This is a genomic window from Alicyclobacillus acidocaldarius subsp. acidocaldarius Tc-4-1, from assembly GCF_000219875.1.
Classification (GTDB): Bacteria; Bacillota; Bacilli; order Alicyclobacillales; family Alicyclobacillaceae; genus Alicyclobacillus; species Alicyclobacillus acidocaldarius_A.
The window spans coordinates 1533214-1549161 of record NC_017167.1 but is presented as its reverse complement, the minus strand read 5'-3'; the positions used below and the strand labels follow the sequence as shown (position 1 = coordinate 1549161).

At 63.3% G+C, this 15948-nt stretch carries 16 protein-coding genes; all 16 read left to right on the top strand.

The genetic code is table 11. The features are described 5' to 3' along the window. The first annotated feature begins 95 nt into the window (after positions 1–95). Entirely contained in the window at positions 96–1109 is a 1014-nt protein-coding gene (locus tag TC41_RS07270; RefSeq protein ID WP_237700062.1) for an RluA family pseudouridine synthase, read from the top strand. A 34-nt stretch (positions 1110–1143) separates the two neighbouring features. Further along, positions 1144–2205: a M42 family metallopeptidase gene (locus TC41_RS07265; protein WP_041695166.1), complete on the top strand. Its 1062-nt coding sequence runs from the start codon at positions 1144–1146 to the stop codon at positions 2203–2205. Beyond that, a complete protein-coding gene (locus tag TC41_RS07260) occupies positions 2196–3236 on the top strand; it encodes a M42 family metallopeptidase (protein ID WP_014464371.1) in 1041 nt (346 codons plus the stop codon). The genes TC41_RS07265 and TC41_RS07260 overlap by 10 nt, the downstream gene beginning before the upstream one ends. Beyond that, positions 3233–4216 (top strand): peptidase M42, encoded by a 984-nt coding sequence (locus TC41_RS07255; RefSeq protein ID WP_041695165.1) that lies wholly within the window; start codon positions 3233–3235, stop codon positions 4214–4216. The genes TC41_RS07260 and TC41_RS07255 overlap by 4 nt, the downstream gene beginning before the upstream one ends. Before the next feature lie 101 nt (positions 4217–4317). Then, the gene (gene aroC / locus TC41_RS07250) at positions 4318–5475 is read left to right on the top strand and encodes a chorismate synthase (RefSeq protein ID WP_041695164.1); all 1158 of its coding nucleotides are present in this window, start codon (positions 4318–4320) and stop codon (positions 5473–5475) included. Beyond that, positions 5472–6563 carry a 3-dehydroquinate synthase gene (aroB, locus tag TC41_RS07245; protein WP_014464368.1) on the top strand — a complete coding sequence of 364 codons (1092 nt, stop codon included), beginning with the start codon at positions 5472–5474 and terminating at the stop codon, positions 6561–6563. Before aroC ends, aroB begins: the two co-directional genes overlap by 4 nt. After that, positions 6560–6928 carry a chorismate mutase gene (gene aroH, locus TC41_RS07240; RefSeq protein WP_008341010.1) on the top strand — a complete coding sequence of 123 codons (369 nt, stop codon included), beginning with the start codon at positions 6560–6562 and terminating at the stop codon, positions 6926–6928. The genes aroB and aroH overlap by 4 nt, the downstream gene beginning before the upstream one ends. Positions 6929–7082: 154 nt before the next feature. Further along, positions 7083–8132, top strand: a complete 1050-nt coding sequence (gene trpD / locus TC41_RS07235; RefSeq protein WP_014464367.1) for an anthranilate phosphoribosyltransferase — start codon at positions 7083–7085, stop codon at positions 8130–8132. Then, the gene (trpC, locus tag TC41_RS07230; RefSeq protein WP_014464366.1) at positions 8129–8932 is read left to right on the top strand and encodes an indole-3-glycerol phosphate synthase TrpC; all 804 of its coding nucleotides are present in this window, start codon (positions 8129–8131) and stop codon (positions 8930–8932) included. The genes trpD and trpC overlap by 4 nt, the downstream gene beginning before the upstream one ends. Continuing rightward, a complete protein-coding gene (locus tag TC41_RS07225; protein ID WP_014464365.1) occupies positions 8929–9627 on the top strand; it encodes a phosphoribosylanthranilate isomerase in 699 nt (232 codons plus the stop codon). The genes trpC and TC41_RS07225 overlap by 4 nt, the downstream gene beginning before the upstream one ends. Next, positions 9605–10819 (top strand): tryptophan synthase subunit beta, encoded by a 1215-nt coding sequence (trpB, locus tag TC41_RS07220; RefSeq protein ID WP_014464364.1) that lies wholly within the window; start codon positions 9605–9607, stop codon positions 10817–10819. The genes TC41_RS07225 and trpB overlap by 23 nt, the downstream gene beginning before the upstream one ends. Continuing rightward, entirely contained in the window at positions 10803–11606 is an 804-nt protein-coding gene (gene trpA, locus TC41_RS07215) for a tryptophan synthase subunit alpha (protein ID WP_014464363.1), read from the top strand. The genes trpB and trpA overlap by 17 nt, the downstream gene beginning before the upstream one ends. 84 nt (positions 11607–11690) lie before the next feature. Continuing rightward, a complete protein-coding gene (aroF, locus tag TC41_RS07210; protein WP_014464362.1) occupies positions 11691–12722 on the top strand; it encodes a 3-deoxy-7-phosphoheptulonate synthase in 1032 nt (343 codons plus the stop codon). A 6-nt stretch (positions 12723–12728) separates the two neighbouring features. After that, positions 12729–13574 carry a prephenate dehydrogenase gene (locus TC41_RS07205; RefSeq protein WP_014464361.1) on the top strand — a complete coding sequence of 282 codons (846 nt, stop codon included), beginning with the start codon at positions 12729–12731 and terminating at the stop codon, positions 13572–13574. Positions 13575–13780: 206 nt separating this feature from the next. Beyond that, positions 13781–15229 (top strand): helicase-associated domain-containing protein, encoded by a 1449-nt coding sequence (locus tag TC41_RS07200; RefSeq protein WP_237700061.1) that lies wholly within the window; start codon positions 13781–13783, stop codon positions 15227–15229. A gap of 133 nt (positions 15230–15362) precedes the next feature. After that, positions 15363–15935 carry a YpiB family protein gene (locus tag TC41_RS07195; RefSeq protein ID WP_014464359.1) on the top strand — a complete coding sequence of 191 codons (573 nt, stop codon included), beginning with the start codon at positions 15363–15365 and terminating at the stop codon, positions 15933–15935. Positions 15936–15948 lie beyond the last annotated feature (13 nt).

Genomic DNA, 15948 nt, shown 5'->3' with positions numbered 1-15948 from the left:
GCAGCGGTACTCGGCGGTCTCGTCGCCATCGGCGTGGCGTACCTGTACTTCTCTGTGCGCCACCTCGGCCTGTGACGTGTAGGGGGTGGGAACGGTTGTTGGAGGAATACGTGGTGCCAAGCGACCTCGCGGGTCGGCGCTTGTCGTCCGTGCTGAGCGGGCGGCTCGGCATGTCCCGCAGGATGCTCCGGCGCATCATTCAGGCGGGTGGATTTTATGTGAACGGAGAACCGGTCTACCTGTCGGTCATTGTGCAGGACGGCGATCGCGTCACCTGGGAACGGCCGGAGGAGGAGGTCGCGGTCGAGCCCGAGGATATCCCGCTCGAGATCTGTTACGAAGACGATGACGTGATCGTCGTCAACAAGCCTGCAGGTATGTTGACGCATCCGTCTCCGCACGAGCGCCGCGGATCGCTTCTAGCTGCTGCCGCACACTACCTTCGCGATAGCGGCGTGCCACACGCCGTCCACCGGCTGGACAAGTACACGTCGGGTGCAGTTCTCATCGCCAAACACGCGCACGCGCACCATCAGTTGGATCGCGCCCTTCGCCAAGGTCTCGTCGACAGGCGCTACGTAGCCATCGTCTACGCACCCGAGGGCTGTGAAACCGGGCGGTGGATCACGTTTGTGGACGGCTTGGCGCCGAACCCGCACCGCCCGTCGCGGCGCATCGTCGTGCCCCCCGAACGGGGGGATCGCGCGGTCACCCACGTTCTCCCGCTGGTGCAGGCTGGGCCGCTCGCGCTGGTGGCACTCGTCCTCGAGACTGGCCGGACCCATCAGATCCGGGCCCAGATGGCCTATCACGGCATGCCCCTTGTGGGCGATCGCGACTACACGTACGCGCTCGCCAACCGGCGCGATCCGCTGGGGCAAGCTTCGTTTTACGAAAAGGCATTTGGCCGCCAGGCACTTCACGCCTACGCGCTGTCGTGGCCGCGCGTCGAAGACCGCGTGATGTGCAAGGTTCGCGCGCGTGTCGCCGACGATATGCGCGAACTCTGGCAAACCGTGGCCGGCAGAGATGACATCGAAGTGTGGTGCGACAAGGCACAGGATGTGGAGCCGCCGGGCGATCCCATCTACGGCCCCATGGACGCCTGAACGGAATGGCGTGCGGTATGAGGAGGTGTCACCTTTGTCCAAGTACATGAGCGTGTTCAAGCAGCTGCTCGAAGCGCACGGCGGGCCAGGCTTCGAGGAGGACGTGCGCAACCTCATTCTCCCTCATCTATCGGAATATGCGACGGAGATGTGGACCGACCCGCTCGGCAACCTCGTCGGCCTCGTTCCAGGTGTCGGAGAAGGGCGGCGGCCGCGGGTTCTCGTGTCTGCGCACATCGATGAAATCGCGCTCGTCGTCACCCGCATCGAATCGGGCGGATTTCTCCGCGTCACGCAGGCGGGGGGATTTGATCCGCGAGCGCTCGTCGGGCAAGAGGTCTTGGTTCACACCCAAAGCGGCCAGGTCTGGGGCGTCATTGGGGCCAAACCGCCGCACCTCACGCCGCCTTCCGAGCGGTCGAAAGCCGCGAAACTCGAAGATCTGTACATCGATCTCGCCCTCCCCGAGGACGAGGTGCGGTCCCGCGTCCGCGTGGGCGATCGCGTCACGCTTCGCCGCGCGCCCGTCGATCTCCTGAACGGCCGGATCGCGGGCAAATCGGTCGACAACCGGGCAAGCGCGGCGGTTCTGCTCGAGGCGCTCGCCTTGCTGAAAGGCATGGTGCACCACGCGGATCTCTACGCCGTGTTCACGGTGCAGGAGGAAGTCGGCTTGCGAGGGGCCAGAACAGCCGGATTTGGACTCGCGCCGGACATTGCCATCGCCGTTGACGTGACCTTCGGGGCGTTTCCTGGGCAGGCGCCCGATGAGTCATTTCCGCTCGAGGGCGGCGTCGCCATCTCCTTTGGCCCCAACCTCCATCGGCGCGTGTTTCGGCGGCTCGTGGACTGCGCCGAACGGCATCGGATCCCGTATCAAATCGAGTTGTCGCAGAGGCCAGTGGGCGCGGACGCCAACGCCTTTCAAATCGCCGGCCCCGGCCTCGCGGCAGCGCTCATTGGTCCGCCGATGCGGTACATGCACACGTCGGTCGAAACCGTCGCCTACGACGACATATGGCAGTGCGCGCGACTTCTTGCCCACTATGTGGCCGAGGTGGACGCTCTGCAGGTGGAGGAGTTGACATGTTATTGAAGGAACTCACGGAGGCCTTTGGCCCGACGGGGTTTGAAGACGAGGTGCGCGGCGTGGTGCGCCGCGAGCTCGACGCGATGGGGCTGTCGGTGCGCACGGACGTCCTGGGGAATGTCATCGCGTCCACGGGAGAACACCATCCCGGGCCGCGCGTGATGCTCGACGCGCACATGGACGAGGTGGGCCTCATGGTGACCCACATCGGCGAAGGCCGAGAAGACGGCGGGCTGCTTCGGTTTCGACCGCTTGGCGGCGTGGATCCCCGGGTGCTCGTGTCCAAGCCAGTGCTCGTTGGCGAGCGTCGTATTCCGGGCGTGATCGGCGCCAAACCGGTTCACTTGCAGCAGCCGAGCGAACGCGAGAAGCCCATCCCCATGGAGAAGCTGTACATCGACATCGGCGCCCGCGACGCGGACGACGCCAGGCGCCACGTGAAACCAGGCGATCCGGTCGTGTTCGCCACAACATACGAGGAGCTTCCGCACCGGATGGCGAAGGCGAAGTCGTTTGACGATCGCGTCGGCTGTTACATCCTGCTCGAAGCATTGCGCCGGTGGAAGGGCGCTCTGCCGGTGTTTGGCGCGTTCACCGTGCAGGAGGAAATCGGCCTGCGTGGCGCGCACGCGGCGGCGTATCAGATTCAGCCCGACATCGCCATCGCGCTCGAAGGCACCGTGGCCCACGACGTCGTCGGCACGCCCGCTCATGGTCAGTCGACGGTGGTGGGCAGGGGCCCGGCCATCACGGTGCAGGACGGGCAGACCGTGGCAAATCGGCGCTTCGCCGAATTCCTCTGGGAGACGGCGAAGGCGCGCAACATTCCGGTGCAGTGGCGCCGAGTCAAGGGCGGAACCAACGATTTTGGCGCCATTCACCGCGTCGGCAAAGGGGTGCTGGGCGGGGCCATCTCGGTGCCCGTGCGGTACATCCACGCTCCGACGCAGGTGGTGTCGCTCGACGATGTGATGCATGCCATCGATCTCGTGGTCGCGGTACTCGACGAGATCGCAAAGGGAGGATTTCGCCCATGAGGGACTGGGTGATGCGGTTGATGGACTTCGTTGCACCGAGCGGGAGTGAGGCGGCCGTGGTCCAGGCGCTCTTGGATCACGTCCGAGACGCGGCGGACGAGACCTGGGTGGACGCGCTTGGCAACGGGATGGCGCGAAAGCGGGGCGAGGGGCCTCACCTCATGCTGGCCGCGCACGTCGACGAGCCTGGCATCATGGTCATGGACATCGACGACCGCGGTTATCTCCGCGTGGTCTCCGTCGGAGACGCGCAGGCGCGCGAGTGCGTCGGACGGTTGGTCCGTTTCACCAATGGCACGGAGGGGCTCGTCCACGCAGATCCGTCGGCAAAGGGCGATCTCGACTTTGACGCTCTGGTCGTCGACGTCGGGGCGCAATCGCGCGAAGAGGCCGAGCGCATGGTGCCCATTGGAACAGCCGGTGCGGTACACGTTCCTCCTGTGACGTGGGGAAATGACATGGTTACGGGGCGCGCCGTCGACAACCGCCTGGGGTGCGCTGTTGCCGCGGAGGTGTTTCACAAGCTCGCCGCAAGAGGGTTGAACGTAAGTATCGCGTTCACGGCGCAGAACGCGGTTGGGGCCAGGGCCGCGCAGGCTGCGGCCTTTCAGCTCGAGCCCCAGTACGCACTCGTGATAGACGGCGTGACAGCAGACGACGTGTGGCACGATGACCCGGCCGTATCGTTGGGCAAGGGACCCGTTCTGAAGGTAATGGATCGCGCGACCGTGGTGCCGCTCGATGGCAAGCGCGCTGTGGAAAGAGCAGCGGATGGATTACACCTGGCGCTTCAACACGAGGTGTCGCGCGATGCATGGAGCGACACGGGCGCAATTCAACTGGCAAAGACGGGTTGTATGGCCATCGGGCTCGGGTATCCCGTGCGTCGCGCGGGGGCTTTCGCCGCGACGGCGGACGTGTCGGACGCGAAGCGTCTGGTGGATCTCGCCGTGGCGACGGCGGAGACTCTCTTAGGCTGATGCGAGGGGCGGGCGCGTGGCCCGCCTCGAGTATGTTATACTACCGGTAATTCGCAGAGACGAACGCTTATGGGAGAGAGCAGGAAGTGGAGGGGCAGCCTTTGTTGCGTTACTTGTCGGCAGGAGAATCGCATGGCCCGGCCTTGACCGTGGTGATTGACGGCTTTCCGAGCAACGTGACCATCCGCAAAGAGAAAATTGACGAACAATTGCGACGGAGGCAGCAGGGCTATGGTCGCGGCTACCGCCAACAGATCGAGTCGGACGAGGTGCAGGTGACGAGCGGGATTCGCTTCGGGAAGACGCTCGGCACGCCCATCACGCTCGTCGTCCAGAATCGAGACTTCAAGAATTGGTCGGCGAAGATGGCGCCGTTTGGCGACAAACCGGAAGATCTGAAGGAAGTGTACCGGCCGCGGCCAGGGCACGCCGATCTCGCCGGGGCCATCAAGTACGATCACGAGGACATCCGCAACGTCCTCGAGCGCGCGAGTGCGCGCAACACGGCAACGCTCGTGGCGGCTGGCGCGCTCGTGCGACAACTCTTGGAGCACTTCGGCATCCGTATCGCGGCGCACGTCGTCGAGTTGTGCGATGTGAAGGCGTCCCAATTTCCGGACACGCTCGAGGAGCTCGAGGCGCGCGCGAATGCCTCTCCCGTGCGGTGCGCGGACGAGTCGGCGGCCGAACGCATGATGGCGCGCATCGACGAGGCCAAGGCGGCCGGAGACACGGTGGGCGGCATCTTTGAGGTGATTGTTCGCGGCTGTCCCATTGGGCTCGGCAGCTACGCGCAGCCGGATCGCAAGCTGGATGGGAGGCTCGCCGGAGCCCTGATGAGCATCCAGGCCATCAAAGGTGTGGAAATTGGGCTCGGATTTGAAGCGGCCCGGCGCATGGGCTCGAAGGTCCACGATCCCATTTTGTACGACGGCACGCGTTACATCCGCTCGCACAATGGCGCGGGCGGACTCGAGGGCGGCGTCACCAACGGGGAAGACATCGTCATCCGGGCCGCCATGAAGCCCATCAGCACGCTGTACAATCCGCTTCCGAGCGTGAACATGAAGACCAAGGAGGCCGAACCCGCGGCTATTGAGCGCTCCGACATCTGCGCACTCCCGGCCGCGTCGGTCGTCGGGGAAAACGTGGTCGCCTGGGTCATCGCGGAGGCGTTCCTGGAGAAGTTCGGCGGAGACTCGCTCGAGCAGATTGTGGATGCCTTTCGTGCGTACCAGGCGCGGGTGAGCCAACGATGATCCGGCTGGAGGTGCAAAGTTCTCAGGGCGCCTACCCCGTTCTCGTCGACGCGGGCGCCAGGCGCTTCTTGCCCGGGCTGCTGGAGGAATTGGGGCTTGCCGGCCGGAAGTTGGCGCTCATCACGGACGAGATCGTGCAACGGACGCCGTTTGTCGACGAAGTCGCCGGCGCAGTGCGGGAGGTGGGGCGCGAGCTCTTTGTGCTCGCGTTTCCCGCTGGCGATGCGCACAAGAATCTCGCCACTGCGGTCGAACTGTACCGGAGCCTCATTCGGCGCGGCTTTCGCCGAGGGGACGTCATCCTGGCCGTGGGTGGCGGCGTGGTAGGCGATCTGGCCGGGTTCGTGGCGGCGACGTATTTGCGCGGCGTTCCCTATGTGCAAGTCCCCACCACATTGCTCGCGCACGACAGCGCCATCGGTGGCAAAGTGGGAGTCAATCTCGAGGAAGGCAAGAACCTCGTCGGCGCGTTTTATCCCCCACGGGCGGTGTTGTTTGACACCGAGGCGCTGTGCACCCTCGATGCGCGGCAGTGGAGCAACGGAATGGCGGAGGTCATCAAGCACGCCATCATCGCAGACGCCGCCTTGTTTGGCCAGCTTGAAGCGAATCCCTTGACGGGTCTTGGCGATCCGGCTGCGTTTGCGGATACCCTTGCGCGAGCCATGCGCGTCAAGGTGGACGTCGTGAACCGGGACGAGCGAGAGACTGGGCTCAGGCAGGTGCTCAACGTCGGTCACACCGTGGGGCACGCGGTCGAGCAGTATTCGGGGTATACCTTGGGACACGGGGAGGCCGTGGCCATCGGACTCGTGGTCGAAGCCGTCATCGCTGTGCAGCGCGGACTTCTGTCTCTCGCCGATGCCGCGCGGATCAAGACGGTGCTCGAACGGCATCATTTGCCCGTTCGTCCGCCTTACGAGGACGTGGAGGCCGTGCTCCGCCTGATGGCGGTCGACAAAAAGCACACGCATGAGGGGTGGACGTTCGCGCTGCCTACCGCCATCGGCCGGGTGGAGATCTGTAAGGTTCAGCCCGACGAGGTGAGACAGGCCTACGAAGAGGTAAGGGAGGGACACCGTCCATGAAGGTGCGAGGACTGCGCGGAGCCACGACGGTGGCCCGCAACGATCGAGACGAGATCCTGAGGGCGACTCGCGAGCTGATGGAGGAAATTGTCCGCGCCAACGACATCGACGTGGACGACGTGGCGAGCGTGATTCTGACCATGACGCCGGATCTGAACGCGGCATTTCCGGCGTTTGCTGTTCGGCAACTTCCGGGCTGGCAATGGGTTCCCTTGATGTGCGCCACGGAGATCAACGTGCCGGGCTCGTTGCCTCGGAGCATTCGCGTGTTGGTGCATCTGAACACCGACAAGCGACAAGATGAACTGGTCCACGTGTACTTGGGCGAAGCTGTGCAACTGCGGCCCGACATCGCGACGCGATGAACGTCATCCCTCTCTGCCCAACTTTCGCGCCTTTGGTTGACGAATGCGACGGGGGCGGCTAACATAGTCGTAACAGCTCTGTGGACGTCAGTCGAGCTGAGTTGAGGTAGAGGAGTGCGCCGTTCTGCGGCGCTGAGGTGAGAGGAGTCGAGTTATGAAGGATTTGGTTCGGGAAGTCGTTGCTGCTGTTGTGGCAGGTAAAATATTGGATGAAGCGACAGCGGAAGCTTTTCTTAGCGCATGGATGGATGGCGGCGTGTCGCCCGTCCAGGCGGCCGCGCTCATCAGCGTGATGGCGTACCGCGGGGAACAATCCCCGGAGATTGCCGGTTTCGCGCGGGCGATGCGGAGCCATGCGGTTCGCTTGGAAGCCCCTGAGGGTACCCTGGATACGTGTGGTACGGGGGGCGATGGCCAACATACCTTCAACGTTTCCACAGCCGTCGCGTTCGTCGCCGCGGCGGCGGGCATTCCCGTGGCCAAGCACGGCAATCGAGCGGCTTCGAGCCGCAGCGGCAGTGCCGACGTGTTGCAGGCGCTTGGCGCCGTAATCGATCTGCCCGTGCCGGCCTCGGAGAGGCTGCTTCGAGAAACGGGCCTGTGTTTTCTGTTTGCCCAAGTGTATCACCCTGCGATGAAGGCCGCGGCCCAGGTGCGAAAGGAACTTGGGTTCAGGACCATCTTCAACATTCTCGGCCCCTTGACGAACCCCGCCGGCGCCAAGCGCCAAATCCTCGGCGTCTTCCACGAACGTCTCGTCCCGATTGTCGGCGAAGCGCTGGTGACCCTTGAATCCGAGCATGCGCTGGTGGTCCATGGCGCAGACGGACTGGATGAACTTTCTCTGGCCGGCCCGTCGCTGGTCGCGGAGGTCAAAGACGGCGTGGTTCGCTCGTATCGGCTTACCCCCGAGGACGTAGGACTTCAGTCGGCGCCCATCGATGCGGTGCGCGGCGGATCGCCTGAGGAGAACGCCGAGATCGTCCGCCGCGTTCTCGCGGGTGAAGAACGCGGGCCGAAGCGCGACATCGTCCTCTATAACGCGGGAGCGGCCCTGTACGTGGGCGGCAAGGCGGCGTCCGTGCGCGAAGGCGTGGCACTGGCTGCTGAGATGATCGACGCTGGGCGGGCACTTGCGACGCTGGATGCGTTCGTCGAGGGCTCGCGCAGGCTCGCGAGCGTGGAGGAGGCGGTGAGCCCGTGAGCACCATCTTAGACCGGATTCTCGAGACCAAGCGCCGAGAAGTGGAAGCGTTGCACGATCGCGTCGTTCGTGAAGGGCCTTTTCCGGAACGAACGGACCCGTTTCGCTCGCTGGCTCAGGCGTTGCGCGAGGCTCGCCGTCTTTGTGTCATCGCGGAAATCAAGCGCAAGAGCCCGTCCAAAGGCGTGTTCCAGGCGAGCGTGGATCCCGCCGAGCGCGCCAAGGTGTACGAGCAGGGCGGCGCTTGCGCCATCTCCGTCTTGACGGACGAGACGTATTTTCATGGGGCGCTTGAAGATTTGCGAGCAGCCCGCTCGGCAGTCCAACTTCCCGTGCTGCGCAAGGACTTCGTGATTGACGAGATCCAGATAGATGAGGCGGTTTCGGCAGGGGCGGATCTCCTGTTGCTGATCGCCGCGGCCATGCCCGAGCAACGTTTGGTTGAATTGTCTAGGTACGCGCGCGATCGGGGACTCGAGGTGCTGCTTGAAGTGCATGGCGAGGAGGAGGTGGAGGCCGCTTTGGCGGCCGAGCCGACCTTGATTGGCATCAACAATCGCGATCTGCGGACCTTCGAGGTGGATCTCGCCACGTCGGAGCGGGTCCTGCGGCGGCTGCCCGAAGGGACGCTCGCCATCGCCGAGAGCGGCATCATGGGCCGAGACGATGCCCTGCGCATGGCGTCTGCGGGCGCGAGGGGGATTTTGGTCGGTGAACTTCTGATGCGCCACGCGGATCTCGCATCCGTTCGAGCGCAGGTGGCGGATCTATGTGTCCCGCTTGAGGCGGTGGCGAAGTGAGGAATCTTCCGCTTTTGAAAATCTGCGGCCTTCGGCCGGGCGATGATCTGTCGTTTCTTCGCCATCCCGCCGTCACGCACGTGGGCGTCGTGTTGGTCCCGGCGTCCAGGCGCTACGTGACCCCAGACGAGGCGGGCGATCTCGTCCGGACTGCAAAGCGCATTCGCCCCGATGTGACGACTGTTGCCGTGGTCTCGGGCGGATTGTCTCAAGAAATCGGCGAGGCCGTGAAGCGGGCGGGTGTCGACGTGGTGCAACTGCACGGCGGGGAGCCTCGGGACGTAGCTGAGTGGCTTCGCGAAGCTGGGTTTCGGGTGTGGCGAGCGGTCGCGTTCGATCCCGGAGACGATGTGATTGCTTTTCTGGATACCCTGAGGGCGCATATGTCTTCCGCAGATGCCATCCTGTTCGATGCGAAACCGCCATTGGGCGCGAAGCCCGGCGTCACGGGCGGGCACGGTCGAGCGTTCGACTGGGATCGTTTGGTCGAGATGGCGCAAGCGTTCACCTTCGAATGGTGGGTCGCAGGTGGAATCACGCCGGAAAACGTTCGGGACCTCCTGCGCCGGGCGCGGCCAGACGGCATTGACGTGTCTTCGGGCGTGGAAGTCGGCGGGCGGAAGGACGTCCGCCGCATTGAGCAGTTGATCCAGGCGATGGAGGCGTGGGGCCATGAGTCATTATCCATATCCTGATGAAACGGGGCGATATGGCGCGTTTGGCGGGCGTTACGTCCCGGAGACGCTCATGTCAGCTCTCCTCCAATTGGAACGCGATTACCTGCGCCTCTCGCGCGACGAATCGTTTCAAGCGGAACTGAAGTATTATCTTGAGCAATACGCGGGCAGGCCGACGCCGCTCTATTACGCGGAGCGCCTGACCAAGCACCTTGGTGGGCCGAAGATCTACCTCAAGCGGGAAGACCTGAATCACACCGGCGCCCACAAGATCAACAACGCCATCGGTCAAGCGCTGCTCGCGCTTCGGACAGGGAAGCGGCGCGTGATCGCAGAGACGGGCGCGGGCCAGCACGGGGTCGCGACGGCGACGGTGGCCGCGCGGTTTGGCCTGGAATGTACCGTGTTCATGGGCGAAGAGGACATGCGCCGGCAGGCACTGAACGTGTTTCGCATGCGGATGCTCGGCGCCGAAGTGGTGGCGGCCACCTCAGGGACGAGGACGCTGAAGGACGCCACGAACGAAGCCATTCGCCACTGGGTCGCTCACGTGGACGACACGCACTACATCATTGGGTCCGTGGTGGGCCCTCATCCGTATCCGATGATCGTTCGCGATTTTCAGCGGGTGATTGGGGATGAGGCGAAGGCGCAGATCCTTCAGCAGGAAGGCCGCCTGCCGACCAGCGTGGTGGCGTGCGTCGGTGGCGGATCGAATGCTATGGGGATCTTTTACCCCTTTATTGAAGAGGAGGGCGTGGAGCTCATCGGCTGTGAAGCCGCGGGACGCGGGCTGGAGACGCCCTATCACGCGGCGAGCATCGCGCGCGGGCGCCCGGGCGTGTTGCACGGAGCGAAGACCATGCTGTTGCAGGATGAATACGGTCAGGTCCAACCCGCCCATTCCATTTCAGCGGGACTCGACTACCCCGGTATCGGCCCTGAGCACGCACATCTGGCTGCCACGGGGCGCGCCACGTATGTGCCCGTGACGGACGACGAAGCCCTCGAGGCATTTTTTCTCCTGTCGAAACTCGAAGGCATCATTCCGGCGCTCGAGAGCGCACACGCCATCGCGTATCTGATGCGGGAAGCGGATCGGTACAGTTCCGATGACGTCGTCGTCGTCTGCCTCTCCGGCCGCGGCGACAAAGACGTCGAACAGGTGGCCGCTCGGGAGGGAGATGAAGCGCATGGATCGCATCCGTGAGGCATTTCGAACCGGTCATAAACTGCTCATTCCCTTCATCGTAGCGGGCGATCCGGACTACGAGCGCTCTCTCCAGATTGCGAGCGCCATTTTGGATGCCGGGGCGGACATGCTCGAAATCGGTTTTCCGTATTCCGATCCGTTGGCCGACGGCCCAGTCATTCAGGCGGCCGCGGTACGTAGTCTGAAGAAAGGCACGCGCCTCGTAGACTGCCTTCGCTTGGTGCACGACGTTCGGGCGCAATCGCCGAAGCCTCTCGTCGCGTTCACGTACGTCAATCCCCTTATCCAGTATGGAGCGGAGCGCTTTTTCAGCGAACTCGCGGCTGCCGGCGGGGATGGTGTCATTGTTCCAGACGTGCCGCTTGAGGAGGCGGGAGAGGTGGCGGCCGCGGCCGAGGCGCATGGCATTCAGTTCATCCCGCTCGTCGCGCCGACGTCGGGAGAGGAGCGAGTGAGCGCGATTGTCCGAGCGGCGCGAGGCTTTGTGTACTGCGTCTCGTCGCTCGGCGTGACGGGCGAGCGCCAGCAGGTGTCGCGGCAGGTGCGCGGGCTCGTTCGTCTCGTCCGCAAGCACACTGATCTGCCTGCCTGCGTGGGATTTGGCGTGAGCCGCCCCGAGCACGTGCGCGAGATCGCGGAATTCGCGGACGGCGTGATTGTGGGCAGTGCCTACGTGCGGCGCATCGGCGACGCGCTCGAGGAGCAGCGCGATCCCGTCCAAGCGGTGCGCTCGTTCACCGAACAGCTCAAACAAGCGGCGATGGAGTCCACCCTTCCGCGCTGACGGGATTGTCCTCTTTCGCCGATTGTGATAGACTTTTCAAATCATTTGAAGGGTACAAAAGAATGCTTGGAGGAGAGAGAAACCATGATCGTCGTCATGAAGGAGGGCGCGTCGCAGTCGGACATCGATCGCGTGATGGAGTTGCTCAAGAGCAAAGGACTTGGGGTCCATCTGTCGGTCGGCGTGGAAACGACCGTCATCGGCGTGATCGGCGCGAAGGAGAAGGTGTATGAGCTCGGCATCGAGACGTTGCCGGGCGTGGAGAAGTTGGTGGCGGTGAGCTATCCGTTCAAGCTCGCGAGCCGCCCCTTCCATCCCGACGACACCCGGATTGAGATCCGCGGACACGTCGTCGGCGGGCCGGAGCCGACGCTCATCGCGGGTCCGTGTTCCGTGGAGACGCGCGAAGGGCTGCTGGAGATTGCGCGCGCTATCAAGCGAAGTGGGGCCCACATGTTGCGAGGAGGCGCGTTCAAGCCGAGATCGTCCCCGTACTCGTTCCAAGGGCTCGGCGAAGAAGGCCTGAAGTACCTGGCGGACGCACGTGAACAAACGGGGCTTGCCATCGTGTCGGAGGTCATGGAGCCGGGCCTAGTGCCGCTCGTGGCCGAGTACGTCGACGTTCTTCAGATCGGCGCACGCAACATGCAAAACTTCCCACTCCTCAAGGCCGTGGGCCGGACTGGCAAGCCGGTGTTGCTGAAGCGTGGCTTTTCCAACACCATCGAAGAGTGGCTCATGTCGGCCGAATACATCATGGCCGAGGGAAACCCGAATGTCATTCTCTGTGAGCGCGGGATCCGGACGTTTGAGACGTACACGCGCAACACGCTGGACCTGAACGCCGTGCCCGTAGTGAAGCACTTGTCTCATCTACCAGTTCTTGTGGACCCGTCACACGGCGTGGGTCACGCTCGCTACGTAACGGACATGGCGAGGGCGGGGATCGCGGCAGGCGCACACGGCGTGATCGTCGAGGTGCACAAGGATCCGACCCAGGCGTGGTCGGACGGCAACCAGACCATCACGCTCGAGGAATTCGATCAACTGGCGCACCAGGTGCGGGCCATCCATCAGCTAATGAAGACGTTTGAGCCCGCTGCCAGCTTGGTGTGAGAGGCCATGGCGTTGAAACGCGTGCTCATCGTGGGGGCGGGACTCATCGGCGGGTCGATGGGCCTCGCCCTTTCTCGTCGGTTGCCGCATCTTGAGATCGATGCCATGGAGGTCAACCCCATCTATCGCGATCAGGCCGCAGGACTCCGCGCATTTCGCCACGTGTGGCACGCGCTCGAGAGCGCGCCCTCGGATTACGATCTCGCCGTGCTTGCCGTGCCGGTCGAAGCCGCCATCCATCTGCTTCCGCGCGTGCGCGGCAAAGCCTCGTGGGTGATGGACGTCTGTAGCGTCAAGGGCCCGATGGTGGAGGCGATGGATCGGGTCCTCGCCGGATCGCGTGGCATCCCGTCCCATCCGATGGCGGGCAAGGCGCAGGCGGGACCGCTCGGTGCGGACGACTCCTTGTTCGAAGGAAGGCCCTGGATTTTTCTCGAGACACATCGTCCGCCCGGGGAGGTCGAGGAACTCGTTGGCCGCCTCGGCGCCCGCGTCGTTCGCGTTCCAGATGCCGAAGATCACGACCGGCTGATGGCTGACGCGAGCCACGGCATTCATCTCGCGAGCCAGTGCGCGGTACTTGCCGCGGAGACAGATCCGGCGGCCATCGCCGAAATCGCAGGTCCCGCCTTTTGGGATGTGACGCGATTAGCGTCCTCGCCTTCGGAGTTCTGGATTCAGACGCTAGGCGCCAATCGCCATCACGTCATCGCCTGGCTGCAACGTTTTGAAGCGGTAGCCCGTTCCTTCCGCACAGCGCTCGAGCGAGGGGACCCTTCGGAGGTCAAAATTCTGCTGGAAGAGGCGAAGCGGCGGCGCGAACGAGCGGACGAGGCGAGAAACACGGAGTAATCTGAAAATCGGAGCAGATGTGGTATTGACAGCGTTTACAGAGCGGTGTATGATTCAAGTCGAAGGGTGTTATGTTCTGATTTCTCTCCACTCCTAGCAGAATCTCCTGTGTTGGGAATTCGCCGCGTGCGAGTTCCCTCTTTTTATTTTGCCGGTTAGCCGAGCAGCAGGGTGTTCTAAAAAGATGTTGATGAGGATAAGATTTCATGTCTCTGGGCATGCTAGGCGAAAACGGTGCGGAGGGAAGCCGCATGCGCCTGAACGAATGCCTGAACCACGCGTCCGTCCCCACGCTCCAACGGATTGCAAGATCGCTTCAAGTCGCCTGTATCCCGTACTCGAAGCTCGACCTTCTACAATCGATCCTGGAGGCGTGGTTGGATCCCGACATACGCCAAACCATGGTTCACCGATGGTGTACGGAGTGGGATGCGGCCATGAGGCGGATCGTGCTGCAGCCTCGTCACGCTTTCGCGCGCGAGGAGATGTCGTCTCTCCTCGCTCCTTATGGCGACGAGGCCACCGAACGCGCGCTCGGAGCCGGGTGGTTGTACGTTCATCCGGATCCTGGAACGAAATTTCCGCTGGTTGTGCCTATCGATGTTCAAGAGGCGTGTCATGCCCATTACGTGGCGGGATGGCGCGCGCAGGTCGCGAAGCGCCTGGATGATCCGACTTATGTGCGCGACGAGGAGGACGCCATCCTGACCGATCTCGAGACGCTCGTCGCCTACGTGCGCGATCACGACGTCCGCCTCACCACCACCGGTGCCATGTACAAACGAAACGTCGAGCAACTGATGCAGCTGTTCGAAGTGGAGGAGTCGCTCGAGCTGCCGCGATGGAGGTTCGGATACGGCAAGCGTACGTTCGCATACCCGGACCGTCTCGCGCTGATCTACGACTTCGCCTGTGACGAGGGCGTGATCGTCGAGCAGGATGGCCAGGTGGAAGTTGACGAGGTGCGCTGGATGGCGTGGAAGTCGCGCCTGACGATGGTGAAGTTGCGGCGTTTCCTTCGCCACTACGTCGCGAGCTATCGGGGGCCCATTCCTCGCTTGGCCGACGTATTGCGGCTCATCCGCCGCCTGGGTGGGGACTGGCTCCACCTGGCTTCGCTGTACGAGTTGTGCCTCCCCTTTCTGAACGCGTTTTATTACGATTCGACCGAGGACGTTTGGCGAACGCGGATCGTCAAAATGCTCGTTCACCTGGGTGTCGCCAGAATTGGTTCTGATGGGCCAGAATCTCCTCCGCAGTGGTTTCAAACGACCGAACTCGGTCAAGAATTATTATCACAAGGCGACGCGGAGTCGACCGCCGACCTGACCGAACGCCGGCCGGCGCTCGTCGTGCAGCCCAATTTCGAACTGGTCGTCGTGTCGCCCGATCCGCGCCTGGAGGAAACCATCGCTCCGTTTGTGGAACGGATTCCGTCCGACGGGGTCCGCGCCTACCGAGTCCTGGCGCACACCATCGCGCGTGGTTTAGAGGAAGGTCACGACTTCGACGCGTGGCGCGCCTTCGTAATCCGGCACTCGCTGTACGGCATCCCGCAAAATGTCGAGCGGATGCTCGCTCGTTGGGTCGCTGCCGCGCGCGGAGAGACCCTGGCTGAGTCCGAACGTGCAAAGCCGGGTGAGTCGTGGGCGTAGAGTCCAGAACGGAAAACACACCGGGTGCAGGAAAAGCGAGCTCGTTCACAGAATACAATGAACACACAATTCGAAACTTGCGGATGCTCGCTGGACGCTTCCGAGACCTCGGGAAGCAGGGAGGAGAATGGCTATGGGAACCACCGTGAGCGTCGCTGAGAAGAAGCATTTCCTGCGCTGGTTTCTAGCCAACTACCGATTGCAGAGCCGTGAAGCCGAGATGTTGCTGCGCTACATGATGTCGCGCGAAAACATCCTCGAGCGCGTTCACTTTGTAGACAATTTCCGCCAATTTTCGCGCGTCATCGTGGTGTCGACTACCTGCGTGCACGTCGCGCCGTTTCGGTACTATCGGCGCAACAAGCCGGTGACCACCGATGTCGAGCAGGCGTTTATGGACTTGTATCAGCACCCGGACGAGGACATCTACGTGGGGCTGTTCTTTAAAGACCGAAGCACCTGCCCCGAATTCGCCTCGGTCCTCGAAGAACCTGCGCGGCCGGATTTGGACCCTGCCATCCGGGAGATGCTGTCCGTCCAGGCGGACCTCGTCATCGAGCAGGCGCTGCGGGCGTACCGGCGTGAACAACTCATGCGGGCGGTCGACGCGGCGCTGGACGCGGGAGACAAGCGCGCCTTTCTCGCGGCGAGCGAACGGCTCATCCAGTTCGATCGCGGCGAATTCCTCGAAGACTCTCCCGCCTGACCTGCGTCGGTGT

Coding starts and splice junctions, on each gene's coding strand:
- TC41_RS07260 (WP_014464371.1), top strand. CDS start 2,196: ATGTTATTGAAGGAACTCACGGAGGCCTTTGGCCCGACGGGGTTTGAA.
- TC41_RS07255 (WP_041695165.1), top strand. CDS start 3,233: ATGAGGGACTGGGTGATGCGGTTGATGGACTTCGTTGCACCGAGCGGG.
- aroB (WP_014464368.1), top strand. CDS start 5,472: ATGATCCGGCTGGAGGTGCAAAGTTCTCAGGGCGCCTACCCCGTTCTC.
- aroH (WP_008341010.1), top strand. CDS start 6,560: ATGAAGGTGCGAGGACTGCGCGGAGCCACGACGGTGGCCCGCAACGAT.
- trpD (WP_014464367.1), top strand. CDS start 7,083: ATGAAGGATTTGGTTCGGGAAGTCGTTGCTGCTGTTGTGGCAGGTAAA.
- trpB (WP_014464364.1), top strand. CDS start 9,605: ATGAGTCATTATCCATATCCTGATGAAACGGGGCGATATGGCGCGTTT.
- trpA (WP_014464363.1), top strand. CDS start 10,803: ATGGATCGCATCCGTGAGGCATTTCGAACCGGTCATAAACTGCTCATT.
- aroF (WP_014464362.1), top strand. CDS start 11,691: ATGATCGTCGTCATGAAGGAGGGCGCGTCGCAGTCGGACATCGATCGC.
- TC41_RS07205 (WP_014464361.1), top strand. CDS start 12,729: ATGGCGTTGAAACGCGTGCTCATCGTGGGGGCGGGACTCATCGGCGGG.
- TC41_RS07200 (WP_237700061.1), top strand. CDS start 13,781: ATGTCTCTGGGCATGCTAGGCGAAAACGGTGCGGAGGGAAGCCGCATG.
- TC41_RS07195 (WP_014464359.1), top strand. CDS start 15,363: ATGGGAACCACCGTGAGCGTCGCTGAGAAGAAGCATTTCCTGCGCTGG.